This is a genomic window from Microcoleus sp. Pol12A5, assembly GCF_036701435.1.
Taxonomy (GTDB): Bacteria; Cyanobacteriota; Cyanobacteriia; order Cyanobacteriales; family Microcoleaceae; genus Microcoleus.
The window spans coordinates 17,438-37,245 of the sequence record NZ_JAUBQU010000033.1 but is presented as its reverse complement, the minus strand read 5'-3'; the positions used below and the strand labels follow the sequence as shown (position 1 = coordinate 37,245).

Genomic DNA, 19,808 nt, shown 5'->3' with positions numbered 1-19,808 from the left:
ATGCCAAAGTTCAAACCAATCAAAAATCCCGACAGTTCTGCAATCTAAAATCTAAAATTCAAAATCTAAAATCGAAAGTGGTGAGATAAGACAGAGGAGAAAATATGACAGTAGCAACGCGACAAAGCAACGCCCAAATTCTCGAAATAAAATTGCAGCAACACTTGCAAGCTGCCGGATTTAAAAACTTACCGCTTTATATTAGTTGTGATTTTCGAGATGAATCTTTAACTGTTGTGGGAGAACACCCGCGCAGTTTAGTTCTCAAAGCCAAACCGACTTTTGCGGTGCTAGAAGCAGCAATTCTCGAAATAGAACCAGAATCTATTCAACAGATTGGACTTTGCCTAAAAATTACCGGGCAAAAACAGCCTTATGCTTTCCATTCTTTTACCATGCACAACCCTGTTTTGTCAAGACCAAAAACAGTGCAGTTGTTCAAAAAAACAGAGAATATTCCCGCAGCAGAAACCGGGATAGTCTTAACAGAAAATGCCGACCATATGGCGGATGTAGAGGAGGAGATACCGTTAGAAACCGATGGGAAAGATGCGTGGGATGAAGAATATTTCCCCAATTTGTCTGAGAGTTCCAGCAATTCCGCTCCGATCGCCTTTAAAGTAGCTGCCATACCCACAGATATTGCAGACAATCCCTTCAATCCGCTGGATATGGAAGCGGTAACAGTTGCCCAAAAACCCAAACATTCACCGTTGGCGATACTGGCTGCAGCAGGAATGGTCAGCATGGCGGCGCTAATTTTGGCAGGCGGTTATTATATGCTGAGCCGCCCCTGCGTCATCGGAGAATGTACTGCATTAGCTAATGCCAAACAGTTGAGCGAGAATTCGACGAAGACGCTGAAAACCTCAAAAGTTGCCAACAGCCCCCAAGAAGCGCAGCGACAGTTAAAACAGGCGATCGCCCTTTTGGAACCGATTCCCTCTTGGTCAATTCATCGCGGTGAAGCTCAAAGCGCTCTGGAAAGCTACCGGAAGCAAAATCAGAATTTAAACTCTGCGATCGATGCAGCGCGCCTCGCACAGTTAGCAGCCAAGAAAACCCAAAATCCGCCTTACTCTGCCGAGGACGGTCAGGAAGCGCAAGCTCTGTGGCAAAGTGCGATCGCCGAACTCGGAGAAATCCCCCCAGACAGCCCAGTTTATACATTTGCTCAGAAAAAGTCAAAAGAATACCGGAAAAATTTAGCAACTGGAAATCGGCAGTTAAGCACAGAGAAACAAGCCGAAAAAACGCTGCTCGCCGCCAAAAGTACAGCCCAAATAGCAGAAGCTCGCGAAGCAGTAGCTCAGACAGCCGAGACTTGGGCTCAAGTGCAATCAGGTTGGGAAGAATCCCTCGACATCCTATCAGCAATTCCCACGAGCACGACATCTTACCAACAAGCTAAACTGCTAGTTCCCAAATACGAAACCAAACTTTCAGAAGCTCGCGAGCGCAAAAATGTCGAAGGAATTTCGGAAAATGCGTATACTCAAGCTGTGACTTTAGCAGCGGAAGCTCAAATTTTTGAAGGCAAAAACGCCTGGTTTAAAGCATCTGAATCCTGGCGGAGAGCTTTGAGTTACGCGGAGCAAGTGCCGGCGGCAACTTCCTATTCCCAGAAAGCCCAACCGCTGATCGCTTCCTACAAAACTTCCTTGCAGCAAGCAGAAGTAAGGTTGCAGGAAGAAAGAAACCTGCAAAAAGCCCGCACCGATTTAGATAAAACTTGCAAAGGCAACCCAAAGATTTGCGACTATACTGTTAGCAAAGATTTGATTGCGGTGCAGATGACTCCAGGTTACGTGCAGAAACTGCAACAAACCTTCATCCAAGCAAACAACAACAATGCTGTGAAGACTCGCCAAGCTGTAGAAAAGCACGTTCAAACATTGCAAAAAGCTTTGGAGGCGATCGCCGAAAACGCCAAAATCCCGATGCAGGTGTACGATGGCGAAGGCAAGCGGATTGGGAGTCACGAACCGAAGTAGTTGTAGTTGTAGGGTGCGTGAGGGCGAAAAATCTGTCTGAACGATCGCAATATTTACACTCACGCATCCCCAGCAATTTCACCCGCAGTCAATCCAGCTTGAAAAACTTGTTTCGCCGTCAAATTCAACTCTGGAAAAGCTGGTGACTCAATCCTATCATTTCCCCGAAACAAACTCACCTCATACTCGCCGTCAACCAACTGATAAACAGATATCGTTGGTTGTTTGGGATTGCCAATAAACCTGCGGCCGCCCAACCCGAGATAATCCACAATCCAATATTCAGGAATCCCGATTAGTTCGTATTCGCCTACTTTTTTGATGTAGTCATCTTGCCAATTCGTGCTAACTACTTCAATAACCAGCGGAATTGATGCGCCTTGAGTCACGGTTGAGAATTTTTTCCACATAGGTTCTGACGCTAAGTTGGGGCGATTTAATATCGGAATATCGGGCGAATAAGCTGATTCGTTTTCTAGTGGCTTAACTAATGCTTGTTTGGGGATGAAGTACGGAAGTTTTACCTTTCTAAACTCAGCAGTTAACTCAGAGGCTAAAAAACCGATAACTTCTTCATGGTTTCCTAATGGCTGTGACATTTCAACAATCTCTCCATTGTGCAGTTCATAACGTGCATTTTCGGGCTTCCATTCCGCAAATTCTTCAAAAGTTAGCGGTTTAGTTGCTATTTGAATCATGGCTATTCTCCTTAGTGATGACTGGGGCGGGCTATTCTTCTCACCCCACAAGATAACTCACTCTGTGTGGAACAGGCCGGAAAGCCTGTTCAATAAAATAAGGCTCAATGCAAGTTCCTACCTACATTATATTACCAATTATCAATGCCCAATTATCAATGCCCAATGCCCAATTACCAATTAACAATTACCATTTGATCAATTGTGCGTCTTGATTGAAAAACTTCCGGGACAATCCCTCAGTCAACAGCAGAGTTGCGATTATAGTTGCCAGCGCTAACACAAACATAATTAAAATCTGGTAAGATGCTGCATCGAGAGGACTGACACCGCTCAGCATTTGACCTGTCATCATTCCGGGTAAAGTTACGATTCCTACCACCGTCATTGTATTTAAGAGCGGGATTAATCCAGCTTTGATCGCATCTTTGCGGTATTGTTTGACTGCTTGCTGCGGCGTCGAACCTAAACTTAAATGGGTTTCTATTTCTAACTGGCTGCTATTAACTGTACTCACCAGTCTTTCGCCGGCGATCGCCCCGGAGTTCATGGCATTGCCCAAAATCATACCCGCTAAGGGAATCAGGTATTGCGGTTCGTACCAAGGGTCAGGTTGCAAAATTAGCAAGTTTGTATAGGCGAGAGTCAAAGCCGTACTGATAAAAATTGAACCCCAAACTAAGGGCAGTAAGTTCTTGATTTTTTTGCTGATGCGGTTGCTGGCAACCATGCTAGCTGTTGTCAGCATGATTGCTAAAACTGCTAAAACCAGCCAAGGATTTTTTCCCTCGGGGTCAAATACGACTGCGAGCACGTATCCGACTAAAATTAGCTGGATTAGGGTGCGCCCCGCGGCGATCGCGATCGCCCCCTCCAGCCCCAATCCCTGCCACGCCGAAAGCCCGATCGCGATCGCCACCATCCCCAAAGCCCAACCCAAATCTGTAAAATCTAGCAGAATTAACACCGGCCCACCCTTTCGATAATGTGATTGTTTGCCTGTCCAAATATAAGATATTGCAATAAAGGTTTCTGAGAAACAGTTTTGCTGCAAGAATTTGCTTTGATAATGCTTGAAATTTATGGTGTGAAGAGTGAATAATGTTCCCCCCCTCGACTTAACCCGCCAATACGCGCAGATTGGCGACGAGATAACCGCTGCGGTGCAAAAAGTGCTTGCCTCTGGCGGCTACGTAGGCGGCCCGGCCGTGAAGAGTTTTGAACGAGAGTTCGCCGATTACACTGGAGTTTCCGAGTGTGTTGGCTGCAACTCCGGCACCGATGCCCTGATTTTGGCTTTGCGTGCTCTCAAAATTGGCCCCGGCGATGAAGTCATTACCACTCCTTTTACCTTTTTTGCTTCGGCTGAGACAATTAGCGCCGTCGGTGCAACTCCAGTATTTGTCGATATTGACAGCGAGACTTTTAATCTGGATGTCGAACTCCTGGAGGCGGCAATTACCGACAAAACCAAGGCAATTATGCCAGTGCACATCTTCGGCCAACCGGTAGACATGACTCGGCTGATGGAAATTGCGACTCGGCACAATTTAGCCGTAATTGAAGATTGCGCCCAATCTGTCGGGGCCGAGTGGCAGTCTCGAAAAGTCGGCAGCATCGGCCATGTCGGCTGCTTCAGTTTTTATCCAACCAAAAATTTAGGCGCTTGCGGTGACGGTGGCGCGGTGACGACAAACGATCCTGCCCTCGCAGCTTCGATGCGAGTGCTCAAAGAACACGGACAGTCTTCTAGATATTTCTACGAAGAAATCGGGTACAACAGCCGTTTAGATGCCCTGCAAGCGGTGATTCTCAGCATTAAATTGCGGTATCTCGACAGTTGGAACGCGCAGCGGCAGGAGAAAGCGGCACTTTACAGCGAATTTCTCTCCCGCGTGCCCGGAGTTGCCGTCCCCAAAGAATTGCCGGAAGCAAAAGGAGTTTGGAATCAATACACGATCCGGCTGACAAGTCCAGAAGAGGCGCAAAATCCCTCTGGCGATTTTCGAGATTGGATGCGAGCTCAGTTGCAGGAATGCGGCATCGGTTCGATGGTTTACTATCCGTTACCTTTGCACCTGCAACCTGTTTACAAATCTTTGGGTTATCAAGCAGGTCAGTTGCCAAAGGCTGAGCAAGTTTGTCGCGAAGTCTTGTCTTTGCCGATGTTCCCGGAACTGTCGAGGGATCAACAAGAGCGGACGATTTATGGGCTGAAAGATTGCTTGGCAAAGGCCGATCGCATCCGGTAGCTTTGGCGCGATGGCATCAGCGAGGGAAATGCAGGAGGAGAAAAGAATTGCAGGGTTGCAGTGCTGTGAGAATGTGCAGGGTTCAGGGAGAGCTGTTAAGTATTTTGACCGATCACTTGTACTTTTATGTACTATATTTAATGAAAAGAAACAAATTTAGGCTAGCAATCCGCCTCGAACGGGTGCATTTTCCGCTCGCCTAAAACTTGAAATGCGATCGGTCAATGATGAAGAAGGAAGAAGGAAGAGGGAAGAGGGAAGAACGAAGAAGGAAGAACGAAGAAGAAAGAATAAATAATATTTGAACTTTCGACTTCCCTCCCCGATGCCCGATGCCCGATGCCCGATGCCCGATGCCCAATTCTCAATTTAACCTGTAATTTTCATAAGATAAGAGGAAAATAAACGAGTGCCTCAGTATCAATTCACTCAGGCTAGACGCTACGATCCACAAGCGATCGCTCAATATTACCGCAACCGTCCTTGGAAAGCAATTTGGCGCGCAATTACCGTTATTTGGTCTTTTGCAGGCTTCGTTCTGGGGATGCTGTGGGACAGTTGGCAGCACGAAGTCGCAGCACACCAGCCGGAACGGGCCGCCCACCTGCGACAAATACTCACTCGCTTGGGTCCCACTTTCATTAAAGTTGGCCAAGCCCTTTCTACCAGACCGGATTTGATCCGCAAAGACTTTCTCGAAGAATTGATCAAACTTCAGGATCAATTGCCGCCGTTTGACTCCGTGCGCGCTTTCGAGATTATTGAAGCAGAACTCGATCGCAAAATTAGCGAAACCTACAGCGAAATCTCTCCCGAACCTGTCGCCGCGGCAAGTCTCGGTCAAGTCTACCGAGCTCGCCTCCTCACCGGGGAAGCAGTAGCAGTCAAGGTTCAGCGACCGAATTTGCTGCCAGTCTTGAGCCTGGATCTTTATTTAATGCGCTGGGCCGCTGGATGGTTGGGCCCGTTGCTGCCGCTGAATCTCGGTCACGACCTTTGTTTAATAGTCGATGAATTCGGTATCAAATTGTTCGAGGAAATTGATTATCTCAATGAAGGCCGCAACGCCGAGAAATTTGCTACAAATTTTGCCGACGACCCGACAGTAAAAGTTCCGAGTATTTACTGGCGCTATACTTCAAATTGCGTTCTGACCCTCGAATGGATTGACGGCATCAAGCTGACAGATATGGCAAGTGTTAAAGCCGCAGGTTTGGATACCGATAGTTTAATTGAAGTCGGAGTCCGCAGCGGTTTGCGGCAGTTGCTGGAACACGGATTTTTTCATGCTGACCCCCATCCGGGAAATCTGTTTGCCTTAGCGGACGGCCGCATGGCTTACATTGATTTTGGGATGATGGATCAGATGGAAGAAACAACTAAAGAAACTTTGGTTGATTCGGTCGTTCATTTGATCAACAAAGATTACTTAGAGTTAGCTAAGGATTTTGTCAAACTTGGCTTTTTGACGCCAGATACAGATATTATGCCGATCGTTCCGGCGCTGGAATCTGTACTCGGTGATATCGTCGGCGAAAAGGTGTCAGATTTTAACTTCAAGACGATTACAGACCAGTTTTCGGAGTTGATGTACGATTATCCTTTCCGGGTGCCGGCGAAATTTGCCTTAATTATTCGCTCTCTGGTGACAGAAGAAGGTTTGGCCCTGACGCTGAATCCGAATTTCAAGATAGTCGAGGTGGCGTATCCTTATGTAGCGCGGCGTTTGTTGAACGGAGAATCTCCGGCACTGCGGCGGCGTCTGATTGAGGTATTATTCAAAGATGGCAAATTCCAGTGGAACAGGTTAGAGGACATGATCGCGATCGCCCGATCGGATCGTAGTTTCGACTTGCTACCCACAGCACAACTAGGCTTGCAATTTTTGCTGTCCGAGGAAGGGTCGTTTTTGAGACGCCAGCTAATGTTAGCTTTGATTGAGGACGATCGAATCCACACCGAAGAAGTTCGCAGCCTGTGGAACTTAGTCAAGGAAGACTTGCAGCCCGGTCGCCTGTTCAACGTTGCTCTAGGCGCTTTGACGGAGTTTTCCACAGCAGGAGCAGCGGCGCTAACTCGGTTTTAATTAGAAGGAAGAAGGAAGTTCGGCAACGAATTCTGTAACGGATGTAACGGATGTCAGGAAGAAGGAAGAGGGAACAAGGAAGAAGGAAGAAAGAAGAAAAATAATTCTACTCTTGCCCATTCCCCATTCCCTATTCCCCATTCCCCATTTCCCATTCCCCATTTCCCATTACCCAAATTAAGGAATTATTTGTGTATTATTTTCCAGAACCTCCCTATTTTTTAATGTCGGCTGGATTACTAGCAGGTATGGCTTCCGGCGTAGCATTTGAAGCTACTCTCAAACAATCCGTACAACAGTGGTCTAAAAATCGTTCTACTCGCACCTTGGCTAACCTGCCAAGGCTGCAATTGGTCATACCTTTTCTGGGAATGGCTGGCGGTATTTGCGTATTTTTAGCTTCTGGAATGGAGATTTTTGGCTTCCCAAAACTACTTTCTTATGCCCTAGCTTTGCCACTGACGCTACTCACTGGCTGGCTAGTTTGGACTCAGTTGGGTAAGCTTTTGATCGAGTTAGAACGCGGAGGTTCCCAAGCGCTGGATTTAGATTCTTTTGAACAATGAAAGTTAACTATCAACCTCTTTTTATCAGAAGGAAGGGGGTTGATAGTTCTCTAAGATTATCCTATTTGATGCTTTTTGAACCGGAGAGAACGCAGAGAACGCAGAGGAAGAGAAAGAAGAAGAGGACAACTTATGCAATAATTGATGTAAAAAATTTTAAATCTAAAATTTTAAATCTAAAATCTAAAATCTAAAATCTAAAATCGAATGAGTATTTTAATTGTTACGGGTGCGGCGGGATTTATTGGCTCTAACTTAGTAGAAACTCTTTTAAATCGAGGCGAGACCGTTATCGGTATTGATGAGTTCAACGATTATTACGACCCGGCTCTCAAGCGCAAGAATATTGCACGATTTGAAAAGTATCCGGGGTTTGAATTGGTGGAAGGCGATATTTTGTCTCTAAATTGGCAAGGTCTTTTATCCGATGTTAAGGTAATATTTCATCAGGCGGCGCAAGCAGGAGTTCGTGCTAGCTGGGGCGACGGTTTTCGCAGCTATACAGAACGGAATATTAACAGCACTCAAGTATTGTTAGAAGCGGCCAAAGATGCGCCAAAATTGCAAAAGTTTGTCTATGCTTCTTCTTCTTCTATTTACGGTAATGCTGAATCTTTTCCCACGAATGAAAATGCTTGTCCGCACCCGGTTTCTCCCTACGGAATTACGAAATTAGCCGGTGAACGTTTGTGCGGGCTTTATTACAAAAATTTTGGTCTTCCGACTACTTCGCTGCGCTATTTTACGGTTTACGGGCCCAGACAGCGCCCCGATATGGCTTTTCACAAGTTTTTTAAGTCGATTTTGTTTGACGAGGCTATTTCAATTTTCGGCGACGGATTGCAAACGCGGGATTTTACGTTTATCAGCGATTGCGTGGCGGCGAATTTAGCGGCGGCTGAGGTTCCAGAAGCTGCGGGAGAAGTTTTTAATATTGGTGGGGGAAGTCGGGTAGTTTTGAGAGAAGTTATTGATACAATAGAGAGAATTGTCGATCGACCTATTCGGATAGATTTTACCGAAGCTGCGAGGGGAGACGCGCGCCACACTAGCGCGGATGTGTCTAAAGCCCAGAAAATCTTAGGTTATCAGCCGCAGGTTGCTTTAGAAGAAGGTTTAAGGCGCGAATGGGAGTGGATTCAGTCTTTGTACAGTTAGAGTACAGTTAGATGCTATCTATCCCAGAAATTCCGCAGCTTAAATTGAAAATTGTTAATTTTTCTAATTCCCCAAGTTTTGAGATTTCTCCCCAAGCGAACCAACAAATTTGGAGGCGCGAGTTTGGGCTGTGTTTCCGGCGAATTCAAATAGCGGTAGTGCAGAAATACGTCTCGGTAGGGAATCTCAACATCTTCGCCAGCACACAATCTAGTAAACTTTGCAGCCGAAATACTCATGTAGTGCAAATAAGTCAATCGTCGTCCTTTGTCATATAGAACATAATCTATTACATCAAATTGAGAAGACCAATGATTTCCCGTTACCTGTTCGGGTTCAGCATATCCAAAGTTGTAAAAAGATATTTGGCTGCGGGCGACTAAATAGTTAAGTAAAGATTGGTCAGCGCCTCGTAAAGACATAATTTCCGCTTCTCCTGATGTTAATTTTTCTAAAAGTTGAGAGCAATTATTTCGATTGAAAACCCCGGCTTTGGACGCAAACCAACCCGCACAAAAAGTATGAGATTGCAGTTCATCCAAATTTAAAATTTGACGTAATTTTGGGGACGACAAGTCAAATATATAATTGAGGTCTGATTTGTATTGAAAATCGTTTGCTATCCAATCAAAATCATCAAGCTTTTGATAAATATAATCTACAGAACCCATTAACAGAGTGTCTGCGTCAAAATAGATAAATTTATCAAAAGTGCCGTCGAAACAACATAATTTTCGGTGCATTTCCAAACATTGAACAGGTTTCAAACCTTGAGATTGCCAAACTTTTTGAGCTTTTGCATGAGTTTTCCAAACTTGAGTCGCAAAATCTTCCCAGAACTGGATAGAATCGGTATTTTCAAACAGGGTTACATTGTGTAGGCGGGAAATGTGCGATCGCACTTTTTTCAAGTTATCATCATAGGGAATGATGCAAACTGGAATATCTTTTGCCCCATTGACTTCGAGACTGTTCAATAAAGCAACTAAGTGGTCAAAAACAACATCGTTTGCTAGAAGATAAATGCCATCAGTCATCGGATTTTAGTTAATAAGTAACCCAGCACATATATATTGCTTTTTAGGTGCGGGCAAGATGCCCACACCACAAGAAATAAAATTTATTCATTGTGGAACAGGCATCTGGCCTGTTCTTCAAAGCTTGTTGACAATGATAGAACATATGATTTTATCCTCACCTACTGAAAGCCAGAAATATTTTTTGCACTAAATTTGGTTGTTCCTCATTGAGATAACGATAATGTTTCCAAAGTTTCCAATAAGGGCTACCAGATTTAATCGGGATTCCAGCCCAGTGAAGATATTTTAACCTTTTGCCTTTGTCATAAAGAACATAATTTATTTCCTGAAAATGCTTGGAACCAGCCCAGCTTCCCGGTTCGGTTGCTGAATCTTTAACAAGATTGCAGCGCTTGAGAATCAGTTTAAGAATGATATAATTTAGTATAGGTTGGTCTGTGACATTTTGAGTAAAGTCGAAATATTCTCGATGCTGCGAACATTCTCGCAAAATTTCATACATTTGCGATTCTGTAATAGTTTCTTTTCTGGAAGCCCAAAAACCGCTGTTAAATACATCTTGAAGCTGTGAGTCTGTAAAGATATTTTGTTCTTTTACAGCAGGTGAAAATACATTTCGCAGTTTTTCGCTGAGGTAGTGGTAATCGCAGCAAAAAAAGTCTACTTCTGATAGTTTGTTTAAGTTGTCTGCGATGTCTTCAAAGACGATGATATCGGTATCGATGTACAGAAATTCGTCAAGGGGGCCAAACCAGGTGGCGAGTTTTCGCATTTTGTTGGGGAGGGCTAAAAAGTTGCGATCGAACATTTGGCCAATTTCTCTGGTAAACTGTTCCACAAACTCCAGATTTGGGAACAATCGCACCCCGTGGAGACGGCTGAGTGCGGCTGCCACTTGCTGATAATTGTCGTCGAAGGGAATCAGAAACACAGGTACTTGACAATTGTACAGACGTATGCTGTTTAAAAGGGCGATCGCACTTTCGATCACCTTATCATTCGCAACAATATAAATACCGCGAGTCATAGATTTATCCTCAACCTTCTCAATACCCTTTTTAACAAATTCGGCGCAGAAACCTCAGTATAAGACTTTGGCCCTTGGACAAAAATCGGACGCTTGGACGGTTCGCGGAGATAGCGGTAATGCAGGAACAAATCGCGATAGGGAAACTCAATATTTTCGCCCGCACAAACTCTCCGAATTAAATCCGGCGGCACACCAATATAATGAATGTAAGTAAGTCGGTTTCCCCTGTCGTACAAAATCCGATCTTGCTCTTCAAAATGTTTGGAAGTGACACTGCATCCGGTTTTTTCGCCATCCGGAAGGCTATAAGCAAAATTATAGCTATTCATCCCCGTTTTCATCACCATATAATTGAGCAACGGCTGTTCTCCCGCCCCTTCATAGAGAATTTCCGCCTCGCCCGATTGCAGTTGAGCTAACAACCATTCCCTAGTATCTTGCTCAAACAATCCTTGCTTGCTGGCGTAAAATCCCGAACAAAATATTTCCGATTCCAGGCGAGTTTGCTCAAAAACTTCGAGGAGTTTGGGTGACTGAATATTGTATACTTTAGTTGAATCGCGAAATTGAAAATCATAAACCACAAAATCCGATTCTTCTAACTTCTGAAAAACCGCATCAAGGGAATTCATCACCAAAGTATCCGCATCCATATAGATAAACTTTTCAAACGGGCCGTCGAAAGCGCAAAAGCGCCGATGTGCGCCGTAAAGCCGGAATTTTTTGCGGTTCAAACGCTCTGGTGCGGCTGCTTGCATGAATTTATCCCATCGCTGAATAGATGCGCTATCTTCATAAATAAAGACGTTGGGACGGTTAACAATTCCAGCTTTTATTTGCTCTATTTGGTCGTCGAAAGGATAAATACAGACAGGAGTATTTGATCCTAAGATAACTTCAATACTGTTGAGCAAGGCAATTAGTTGGTCGTAAACTGTATCGTTGGCTAACGTGCAAATTCCATTCATATCTATTAGTCCGCGGAGGCGGACTTTGTTTGTGCAGAAGCGGTTTCAACCGCCGAATCATTTAAAGGGTAAAAGGGTAGAAACGTGCGATCCGGTGCCTACAGCACCAAACCGCAAACCGGAGACTACGCCAAATCGACAGCTACGCGAAAACCGATATACGATTCGCGGTTGCCGACCGAGCCCCTGACGCGATAGGCACTGCGACAACTGACCGCATGGCTGGCCCAGGAACCGCCACGCTGCACTCGGAAATTATCTCTACCAGTTTCTTCCCAAGAACTTCCGTCAGTGGGTGCGCCCTCATAGCTACCGTGCCATTTATCGCTGCACCACTCCCAAACATTGCCGTGCATATCGTACAGTCCAAAGGCATTGGGAGGAAAACTCCCGACATCGGTTGTTTTTCCGCAGCAAAGTCCTTTGGGGGCGTTTGCGTAGGGTTTGTGTCCGTTATGGTTGACTAATTCCGGGGTAATAGTTTCCCCAAAATGAAATGGGCTCGTTGTACCGCCACGACAGGCGTATTCCCATTCAGCTTCACTCAGGAGGCGATATTTTTTCCCGGTTTTTTGCGAGAGTTTGGCACAGAATTCGACTGCGATATCCCACGATACTTTTTCTACAGGAAGTTTTTCACCTTGAAACCACGATGGGTTATTCCCCATCACCGCTTGCCACTGTGCTTGAGTAATGGGGTATTTGCCTGCATAAAAAGCGGGTACTGTTACTTGATGCTGCGGACTTTCATCATATATTTTACCTTTTTCGGTTGCTGGCGAACCCATAATAAATGTACCGCCGGAAATATAAACCATTTCCAGCACAACTGGATTCCCTAAGTCTTGGCGCAAAAAGTGAGCATAATCACGGCGGCGACTGTTTTCTTTTCCTTCAGCATTTACTGTTATTGCATCAAAGTCAAAAATAGGCGAATATTTTTGGAACTTCTCTTTTATATTTGGTTCATCTCTCTCCTTCAGCACCGAATATGCAGCCAACTTCACCTTTATTGATTCATCCTGCAATGCCGGAATTATCAAGTCTAAACCAGCTTCTCCATATTTCAGTGCTTCATACAGTGCGGTGATTCTGACTTCGACAATCGGTGAAGCTAACCGACTCTTAACACCAGGAATCCCGCCTAAGACAGTCGCACCAAATGGCACTTGAGATTGGACACCGAGTACGGCATCGTATTCTCTGGGTTGATTTTGGTTTTCTGTCATTGCGCTATTTCCTGAGATACAAACTTTGACAGCCAATTGAGCAGGTTCAATTCGTGGAGAATGATTTGTCTGGCTTCGGCAATTTTTTCCCTGGCTTCATGCCAATAATCCGGCGTAGCAACAACCTCTTTAATAAATTCTACTCCTTTCTCATCCAAACTTGGCAGTCGCAGAAAGCTCCCTGCTGGCAACAACTTATCAGCCGCCGAACCGCCGTAATAAATTGGCAAACACCAAGCTAATAAAGCATCCCAAAGCTTCTCGCTGACATACCAATCGTTTTCTGCATAATTTTCAATAGCTAAGTTGTAATAGTATGGTGCGAGGGCGTGCCATTTATTGTTCACAGTGCCGTTCCCGCGCGCCCAAGTTGGCAAGTTTCGCCCGTAAAGGTCAAAATCCAATTCTTGCGATCGCAGCAATTTGATAAAGTCTAATCTGTGGCGGTGATTGGCGCTGCGGCTAACACCTGAAGTTATCCAAGAACAGGATTTAGTTTTTGGCGGCGCAGGCATTTCATCGAGTTCTCGAAACGAGTTAGAGTGATACCAAATCGCGGGCATATAATCTGGTTTTGGGGCGAAGTCGTCTGGCCCGGAAACGTAACCGCAATAAAGTTTGGCTTGTTCGTAGTTGGCTTTGGTAATTTCAATAACTTCTGGTAATGGTGGCTCGCGGATCAGGTAAATTATGCGTTCCTTGGGGACACCGCGCAATTTTTCTCGAATGTCCTCTTCTGGATTTATGGGGCTTGGACGGCGGATTTTGTCGAGCCATGACTGCTTTTTGGGCGATCGGGGAAAGTCGAATTGATACATGAGTAAAAAGTCTGGTTCTGGGTGATTCGCTAACATTTGAATATTGCCCCATTTGCCGAAGTTGTGGGGGGTTTGTTGCCACAGCCAGTCGCTTTGGTTCATGCCTGGATAGGTGGTGATTGTGCCGATGATTTTTTTGTTCATATCTAATAATAAATTGGGTTTTTGCGTGTGGATGGGGCGGGTTTATGAGATTATTAATTTTAGGCGATAATTTTTGGTACAACCCGCCCCTACTAATAATAAATGTGGTTTTTGCGTTTGGCAGGGCGGGTTTATGAGATTGTTTATTTGAGGGGATGATTGTTGGTAAAACCCGCCCCTACGGAATTTTGAATTATCGGATATCGCACTGACTCTTCCACATAACCCATAATTTTCTGTATCCTATTTTCCCACGAAAATTGCTTGACAAAATCCATTGTTTCTGCATAACCTTCGCTCTTCCTCGGATATTTGGTTAAACAATCTCGAATGCTTTGCGCGAACTGTTGCGGGTTATCCGGTTCGCACCAAGTTGCTGCTATATTGCCCGATTTAAATTCCATTAAAGATGCAATCTCCGTCGCCACAATCGGAGTTCCCGATGCCATGTAATCAAAGAATTTTAAAGGAGATGTGAACGTCGCGGCCTCTGTCGAACAGTGCGGGTGAGTCAAAACATCGGCTGCTTGCAGCAAGCTAGCCAGTTGATTTTGAGGGAGGTAGCCGAGAAATTTAATGTTGTTAACTTGCTTGGATTTGGCTAACTGCTGGTAGGATGTTACTTGGGATGAATCACCACCTGCGATCGCAAATTGAACCAGCGGCAATTCCTGAGCTACATCCACCAACATATCAACACCTTTAAACGGGTAAAGTCCCCCTGCATAAACAGCTAAATGCTGTTTGTCATTTTGTAATAATTGCTGTCGCCAATTCTGAGCAGATTCTGTTTGTCTCGCGAGAAAAAAATGGTTAAAACCGTTGTGCAGCGTAATTACTTTTTCTGGTGGCATCCCATTCAAAATCATGCTGTCTCGAACTGTATCGGCAACAGTTACGGAAATCTGAAACAGAGGATTGCGGATAATTTCTGGTTCAAATTGCTTGTTTTCATGGTGGTGCTGTTCGTAGATAGCGGGAATACCGTTTTTAATTGCTGCTTTGACAAAGTTCCAGTCGCGGGTGTGGACAATTTTAGTAGATTTAAGCAGGTGAATTGGTAAGTAGTATTTTGAGACTATTGTACTCGAACTCGTCCACTTGCTGTCCCAAAGGTCGATCGGCCACGGCATCGGTAAATCTGCTACTTTTAATTTATCTTGAATATTGTAAATTTTGGCAAGTTTGTCATCGGGTTTCGTGGGTTGAAAAGGAAAAAGCAAATCAACCGGATTCAAAGCACTCCAGCCTTTACGGAGGTATACCAAAACTGCTGGATAACCTAGGTTTGCTGCGGCATTGGCAGAGTGTGCAACTTGAACTAAGCTCGCTACATTGGGTTGCGGTAAGATATTTCTGGTAAAAAATACATAATATTTAGACATGGTAATTGGTAATTGGTAATTATTGGCTGTGCAGGCATTTGACTAATGAATACTGCCAACTGACTACTTTTTAACAGCCTGACGCTTAATAGTGTTTTCTATAAATTCTAAAGTAGTGAAAATATTAGCAGCAGAGTGAAATGATTCTCTGATTAACTCGTCTCTTTCTTCGGGAGAGTCTACCATTTCATCTACTAGCATTTTGAGGTAAGCTATCATGGGAGTCAGGCGAGTGCGAATTTCGTAAGAACCTCTAATTAGAGCTTCATCACGAGCGGTTTCTTCAGCAAATTGCACTGAATACAAGCGAGTGTAGTAACCTCCTTTTGCTAGCAATTCTTCGTGGGAACCCATTTCTACTACTTGTCCGCGATCGATCACGGCGATTTTGTTGGCTTTTTGGACTGTGGAGAGGCGGTGGGCGATGACTAAGGTTGTGCGATCGCAGCTCAATTTCTCGATCGCCGCTTGCACGTACCTTTCCGAAACCGTATCCAGCGAACTCGTTGCCTCATCTAAAATTAAGATTTCCGGGTTTTGCAGCAGGGCTCTAGCAATTGAAATTCTCTGACGCTGCCCTCCCGATAAGATCACGCCCCGATCGCCAATTTGAGTCTCCAACCCATCCGGCAATAGTTGGATAAACTCGTAAGCATTCGCTCCCTTCGCCGCTTCCACAATTTCTTCCTCAGTCGCTTGGGGTCTAGCATAAGCAATATTTTCGCGCACTGAAGCATTAAACAAAAACGTATCTTGGCTAACAATACCCATCGCTTGTCTGAGACTTTTTAGATCGAATTCGCGCAAATCCCTGCCATCGATCGAGATATTACCTTCAGTAGGATCGTAAAATCTCGGCAGTAAATCTGCCAAAGTTGACTTGCCAGAACCCGAAGTTCCTACCAAAGCTAAAGTCGTGCCGTGAGGTAGAAATAAATCAATTCCTTGCAAAACTAAATTTTTGTGGTTAGGATAACTAAAAGATATTTTATTAAAATGAATTCCCGATCGCAAATGAGTGTAAGGCACAGAACCGTTAAGCATAAATGGCTTGTCCTCGCGGCTCAAAAAATCATTAACCACCTCTACACTAGCCGACGTATTTGCAAATTGACTGCGCCCGCTATTCAACTGTGAAATTAAAGGAACCAATCGAAACAGTACCAATAAATAGGTTAATAAAATTGTAGCAATAGACTCTATCTCATTCGCAAATATTGTGCGACCTATGAATACAATCAAAATTATAACTATCAAATTAACAACTTCGTTAATTGGAGCGATCGCCGCATAATTTACCTGAGCCTGAAAATCCGCTTGTTCTCGCCTTTGAATTAAATGCTTGATCCGCTGATACTCCCTTTCCTCGTTACCAGTTGACTTAACCAGCCGAATCCCAGTAATCGTTTCCAGCACCCTCACCGAATAATCTTTCGACATTTCAGAAAGCAGGTGGCCAAAATGCTTGGAACGGTTAATAATATATTGATTTGTCCAAGCAACTAACGCCAGCAAAACTGTAGCTGTCACCGTCAGTTTCCACGAGATCGAAAGTAGCAGACCCACAAACACCAAAACCGTGATTGAGGTAGTAAACATTCCGATGGCCGTACCAACTGCACTAGCAGTCCGACCAATCTCTCCGCCCAATCTATTAATTAAATCCCCGACTTTAGTTTTAGAGTAAAAATCTAAATCTACTTCTAACAACAACTGCAAGCCGGCTTCTCGCAAATCAAAAGTCAAAGATCGCGTCAGAGAAGTAGCTACTAAAGTATTGATATAACTCGCAACATTTTTTAAAAAAATTGCCAGCACAACCGCCCCGGTCATCAGCATTAAACGCTGATTTCCGGGCATTCCCTCAAAGGGATACATCAAAGTTTTAATTAGAGGTGGAGCACCACGCAGCTCGATCGCTTCCTCTAAAAAACTTAAAAGCACTGGTACAATCATAGTAGTGCTGATACCGTTAAATAAAGCGCCAGAAAAGCCCAGCATCACAGTTAAGAGAATCCTGCCGGGATATCGTCTGGCAAATTTTAGGAGTAGCTTATTGGCAGACATGAAGCATTCCCAGCTAAACAGTACGGCATCTCAAAATATTCTTTAATAACAGCCAGTTTTTCGTCCTCCCGCCAGTTGTTTTAAAATAACATTTACATATCTGCGATTATATCTGAAAGGATGGGTTTCATTGCTTGAATACTATATTTTTTTACACATCTTTCCCGAGCTTTCATTCCTTGTAAATTAGCCGCTGTCAAATTTTGAAATATCCATTGAATATTTTGTGAAATTTGAGCGGGAGAACTCGGATCGACTAAATAACCCGTTCCACCTAAAATTTCTGGAATATCCCCGACTCGCGTAGACAAAACAGGCTTAGCCATTGCCATGCCATCTGTCAGCTTGAGCGGAAACTGAGCCACGGCTGTGAGAGTTTCTCGCTGAGGAACAACGACAACATGAGCCGCCGCTACAACGGACGGCATCTTCTCCACTGGAAACCTTGGTAGTTTAATAATCCAACGCCCCCATTGTTTCACAAGTTTATCATCATAATCATCATAAGGACTCCCGCCGACGATCGCTAATTTTAAATCGGGCTCATTTAACTGTTCGAGGGCCATCAAAACATCCTCCACGCCTTTATGAGGTCGCGGTGCCCCCGGAAACATCAAAACTCTATACCCGGACAAGCCGTAACACTGTCTGCTCAATTCAGGATTGTATTTAGCAGGGTCGAACATTGCAGTATCCTTACCATTAGGCAAATATACACCACCAAAACGCTGTTTTAAAAACTCTGTATCAACGGTGACTGCATCAGCATTGTGAATGAGACTTTCCATCCACTTGAGATAGAGGGGATTATCTGGTTCTCTTAATTGACCGTTGTGTTTAAAAATATCTCGATAAAGTTGTTTGAAAGAGGGACGGTATTTCCATTCATCTCCGCCGTACCAGCTCAGTTCCCAGTCGTCTATATCTAAAATTATAAAGTGGCGAGTCGCCAGTTTTTTTAGCAGTGATAACCCAAAGCTTGTAGGTTTAGGTTTGATTGCATAAATAATATCCCCATCTATTTTTTTCCAAAGTTTTTGAGCATCCATTAAAAACCCCGGATAATTTTTACCCGGTATCGCACATACCGGGATATCTCTGGGAGGAGTAGCATACAATTCCTTGCCAAACTGAAATCCAACAACTTCTACATCACATTTAAGCTCTATCAAGACTTGAGCTAATAAAAAAGCACGAATTGCACCTCCTCCTGACAAATCGCTCACTACTAATGAAACTTTCACTGAGTATTTTGTTTAAAACATTTGTTTAATTTTCCGGCTTAACCGAGCTTTTGTCAAGGCGACGGGGACTCACGTACTCCCGACCACAGCAACCAGGTTTTTAACCAGGGCAAAGGGCAGCAACGAAGTATTTTGGTAAAAAAACACACTAATGAATCCAAGACTGTTATTCAGGCCAGCAATAATTCTTCTAGGTAAATTTTCGGATATGTAGAGGCTAATTTTTTTTACTTGGGGCGGATTTTTGTTGCTTTTAATGCAGTTTGCCAAGCAACTTTAATTATTTTAAACGCCAGGGATTGTTAAGTTGATTTGGTAAAAATACTTTAGCCGTGCGATCGACTATTCTAGTAAAGAGCGATCGCGTTACGTTTTTGGCGTACTGAGGACGGTAAGGATAAGTGCAGTGCATTACTTTAATCGGTTTGTCGATCGTATAAACATCTTTCCACTTATCCAAGTAGTTGTAAACCGGGGACAAAGTTGTCATTTTCGGTTTCACCGATTCAACAGCCGCCGCAAAAGCGCCCTGATCTTTCAATAGTAACACATTTTGATGCGCCACTACCATATCGAAATATTTCTTAAACTTTGTGAACAATTCCTGAGTTTTACTGCTTTTCGTAAAAGCGATAAATCCGCCATTGTATTGAATGCTATTTTCATTGAGTGGTAATCCTACTGATTGCAGAGTTGAGAGAATATCTTGCTTGACTCTCAATAAATTAGCAGCTTTTGCGATCGCAGGCTGCACGTCTTCTGTTACCAGCAAATCTACTTCATCAAGAAAATCAAATACCTCATATATTGGTGATAGCAAACAAATATCACAATCCATATAAATAGTTTTCTCAAATAAAGATTCCCCGTACAAAGCCAGCTTAGCTTGCCGCGACGCTAAAACTGAGTTTTCGTGAGACGGTGCAGGTTTCAATATGACATTTCCAAACACCTGAAGTAAAGGATATAAAATTAGAGGGACTCTATCTATTAAAATAATAATGGGTTCGCGGTGAAACTTCCTGACAGACGCCAGAAAATGAACGCAATCCTGGAAAGAGTAAAGACCGGTTAAAATAGTGATAAATCCCTTGGCTGCTAATTTATTTGAATTCATTGATTTACTTAT

16 protein-coding genes are annotated in these 19,808 nt (G+C 44.0%); 5 read left to right on the top strand and 11 right to left on the bottom strand.

What is annotated here, in order from left to right; translation table 11 throughout:
• The first annotated feature begins 104 nt into the window (after positions 1-104).
• Positions 105-1,994, top strand: a complete 1,890-nt coding sequence (locus QUA45_RS11730; protein WP_333095048.1) for a hypothetical protein — start codon at positions 105-107, stop codon at positions 1,992-1,994.
• 59 nt (positions 1,995-2,053) lie between these two features.
• Here the strand turns inward: QUA45_RS11730 and QUA45_RS11725 are convergent, their stop codons facing one another.
• Together QUA45_RS11725 and QUA45_RS11720 are read right to left on the bottom strand one after the other, a co-directional pair.
• Positions 2,054-2,692 (bottom strand): Uma2 family endonuclease, encoded by a 639-nt coding sequence (locus tag QUA45_RS11725; protein WP_333095049.1) that lies wholly within the window; start codon positions 2,690-2,692, stop codon positions 2,054-2,056.
• 187 nt (positions 2,693-2,879) lie between these two features.
• A complete protein-coding gene (locus QUA45_RS11720; protein WP_333095050.1) occupies positions 2,880-3,659 on the bottom strand; it encodes an ABC transporter permease in 780 nt (259 codons plus the stop codon).
• A gap of 127 nt (positions 3,660-3,786) precedes the next feature.
• On the opposite strand from QUA45_RS11720, the gene QUA45_RS11715 reads away from it, so the two are divergent.
• The 4 genes from QUA45_RS11715 (at position 3,787) to QUA45_RS11700 (ending at position 8,754) form a co-directional block, all read left to right on the top strand.
• Entirely contained in the window at positions 3,787-4,944 is a 1,158-nt protein-coding gene (locus QUA45_RS11715) for a DegT/DnrJ/EryC1/StrS family aminotransferase (protein WP_333095051.1), read from the top strand.
• Positions 4,945-5,353: 409 nt separating this feature from the next.
• Positions 5,354-7,030: an AarF/ABC1/UbiB kinase family protein gene (locus QUA45_RS11710; RefSeq protein WP_333095053.1), complete on the top strand. Its 1,677-nt coding sequence runs from the start codon at positions 5,354-5,356 to the stop codon at positions 7,028-7,030.
• Positions 7,031-7,221: 191 nt separating this feature from the next.
• Positions 7,222-7,596 (top strand): hypothetical protein, encoded by a 375-nt coding sequence (locus tag QUA45_RS11705; RefSeq protein WP_333095054.1) that lies wholly within the window; start codon positions 7,222-7,224, stop codon positions 7,594-7,596.
• Positions 7,597-7,803: 207 nt separating this feature from the next.
• Positions 7,804-8,754, top strand: coding sequence for an NAD-dependent epimerase/dehydratase family protein (locus tag QUA45_RS11700; RefSeq protein WP_333095055.1), 951 nt, complete (start codon positions 7,804-7,806; stop codon positions 8,752-8,754).
• Between the two features lie 14 nt (positions 8,755-8,768).
• On the opposite strand, the gene QUA45_RS11695 is transcribed toward QUA45_RS11700, so the two are convergent.
• The 9 genes from QUA45_RS11695 to QUA45_RS11655 all read right to left on the bottom strand — a co-directional run bounded on the left by QUA45_RS11695 (position 8,769) and on the right by QUA45_RS11655 (position 19,796).
• Entirely contained in the window at positions 8,769-9,791 is a 1,023-nt protein-coding gene (locus tag QUA45_RS11695) for an Npun_R2821/Npun_R2822 family protein (RefSeq protein WP_333095056.1), read from the bottom strand.
• A gap of 157 nt (positions 9,792-9,948) precedes the next feature.
• Positions 9,949-10,821: an Npun_R2821/Npun_R2822 family protein gene (locus QUA45_RS11690; RefSeq protein ID WP_333220801.1), complete on the bottom strand. Its 873-nt coding sequence runs from the start codon at positions 10,819-10,821 to the stop codon at positions 9,949-9,951.
• Positions 10,818-11,792 carry an Npun_R2821/Npun_R2822 family protein gene (locus QUA45_RS11685; RefSeq protein ID WP_333220799.1) on the bottom strand — a complete coding sequence of 325 codons (975 nt, stop codon included), beginning with the start codon at positions 11,790-11,792 and terminating at the stop codon, positions 10,818-10,820. The genes QUA45_RS11690 and QUA45_RS11685 overlap by 4 nt, the downstream gene beginning before the upstream one ends.
• 125 nt (positions 11,793-11,917) lie before the next feature.
• The gene (locus QUA45_RS11680) at positions 11,918-13,021 is read right to left on the bottom strand and encodes a formylglycine-generating enzyme family protein (RefSeq protein ID WP_333095059.1); all 1,104 of its coding nucleotides are present in this window, start codon (positions 13,019-13,021) and stop codon (positions 11,918-11,920) included.
• A complete protein-coding gene (locus tag QUA45_RS11675) occupies positions 13,018-13,983 on the bottom strand; it encodes a glycosyltransferase family 10 domain-containing protein (protein ID WP_333220797.1) in 966 nt (321 codons plus the stop codon). The genes QUA45_RS11680 and QUA45_RS11675 overlap by 4 nt, the downstream gene beginning before the upstream one ends.
• A gap of 143 nt (positions 13,984-14,126) precedes the next feature.
• Positions 14,127-15,368, bottom strand: coding sequence for a glycosyltransferase family 4 protein (locus QUA45_RS11670; protein WP_333220795.1), 1,242 nt, complete (start codon positions 15,366-15,368; stop codon positions 14,127-14,129).
• Between the two features lie 63 nt (positions 15,369-15,431).
• Positions 15,432-17,435, bottom strand: a complete 2,004-nt coding sequence (locus QUA45_RS11665) for an ABC transporter ATP-binding protein (RefSeq protein ID WP_333095063.1) — start codon at positions 17,433-17,435, stop codon at positions 15,432-15,434.
• Between the two features lie 92 nt (positions 17,436-17,527).
• Positions 17,528-18,679 (bottom strand): glycosyltransferase family 4 protein, encoded by a 1,152-nt coding sequence (locus tag QUA45_RS11660; protein WP_333095064.1) that lies wholly within the window; start codon positions 18,677-18,679, stop codon positions 17,528-17,530.
• A gap of 280 nt (positions 18,680-18,959) precedes the next feature.
• On the bottom strand, positions 18,960-19,796 hold the full coding sequence (locus QUA45_RS11655) for a hypothetical protein (protein WP_333095066.1): 837 nt from the start codon (positions 19,794-19,796) through the stop codon (positions 18,960-18,962).
• Positions 19,797-19,808 lie beyond the last annotated feature (12 nt).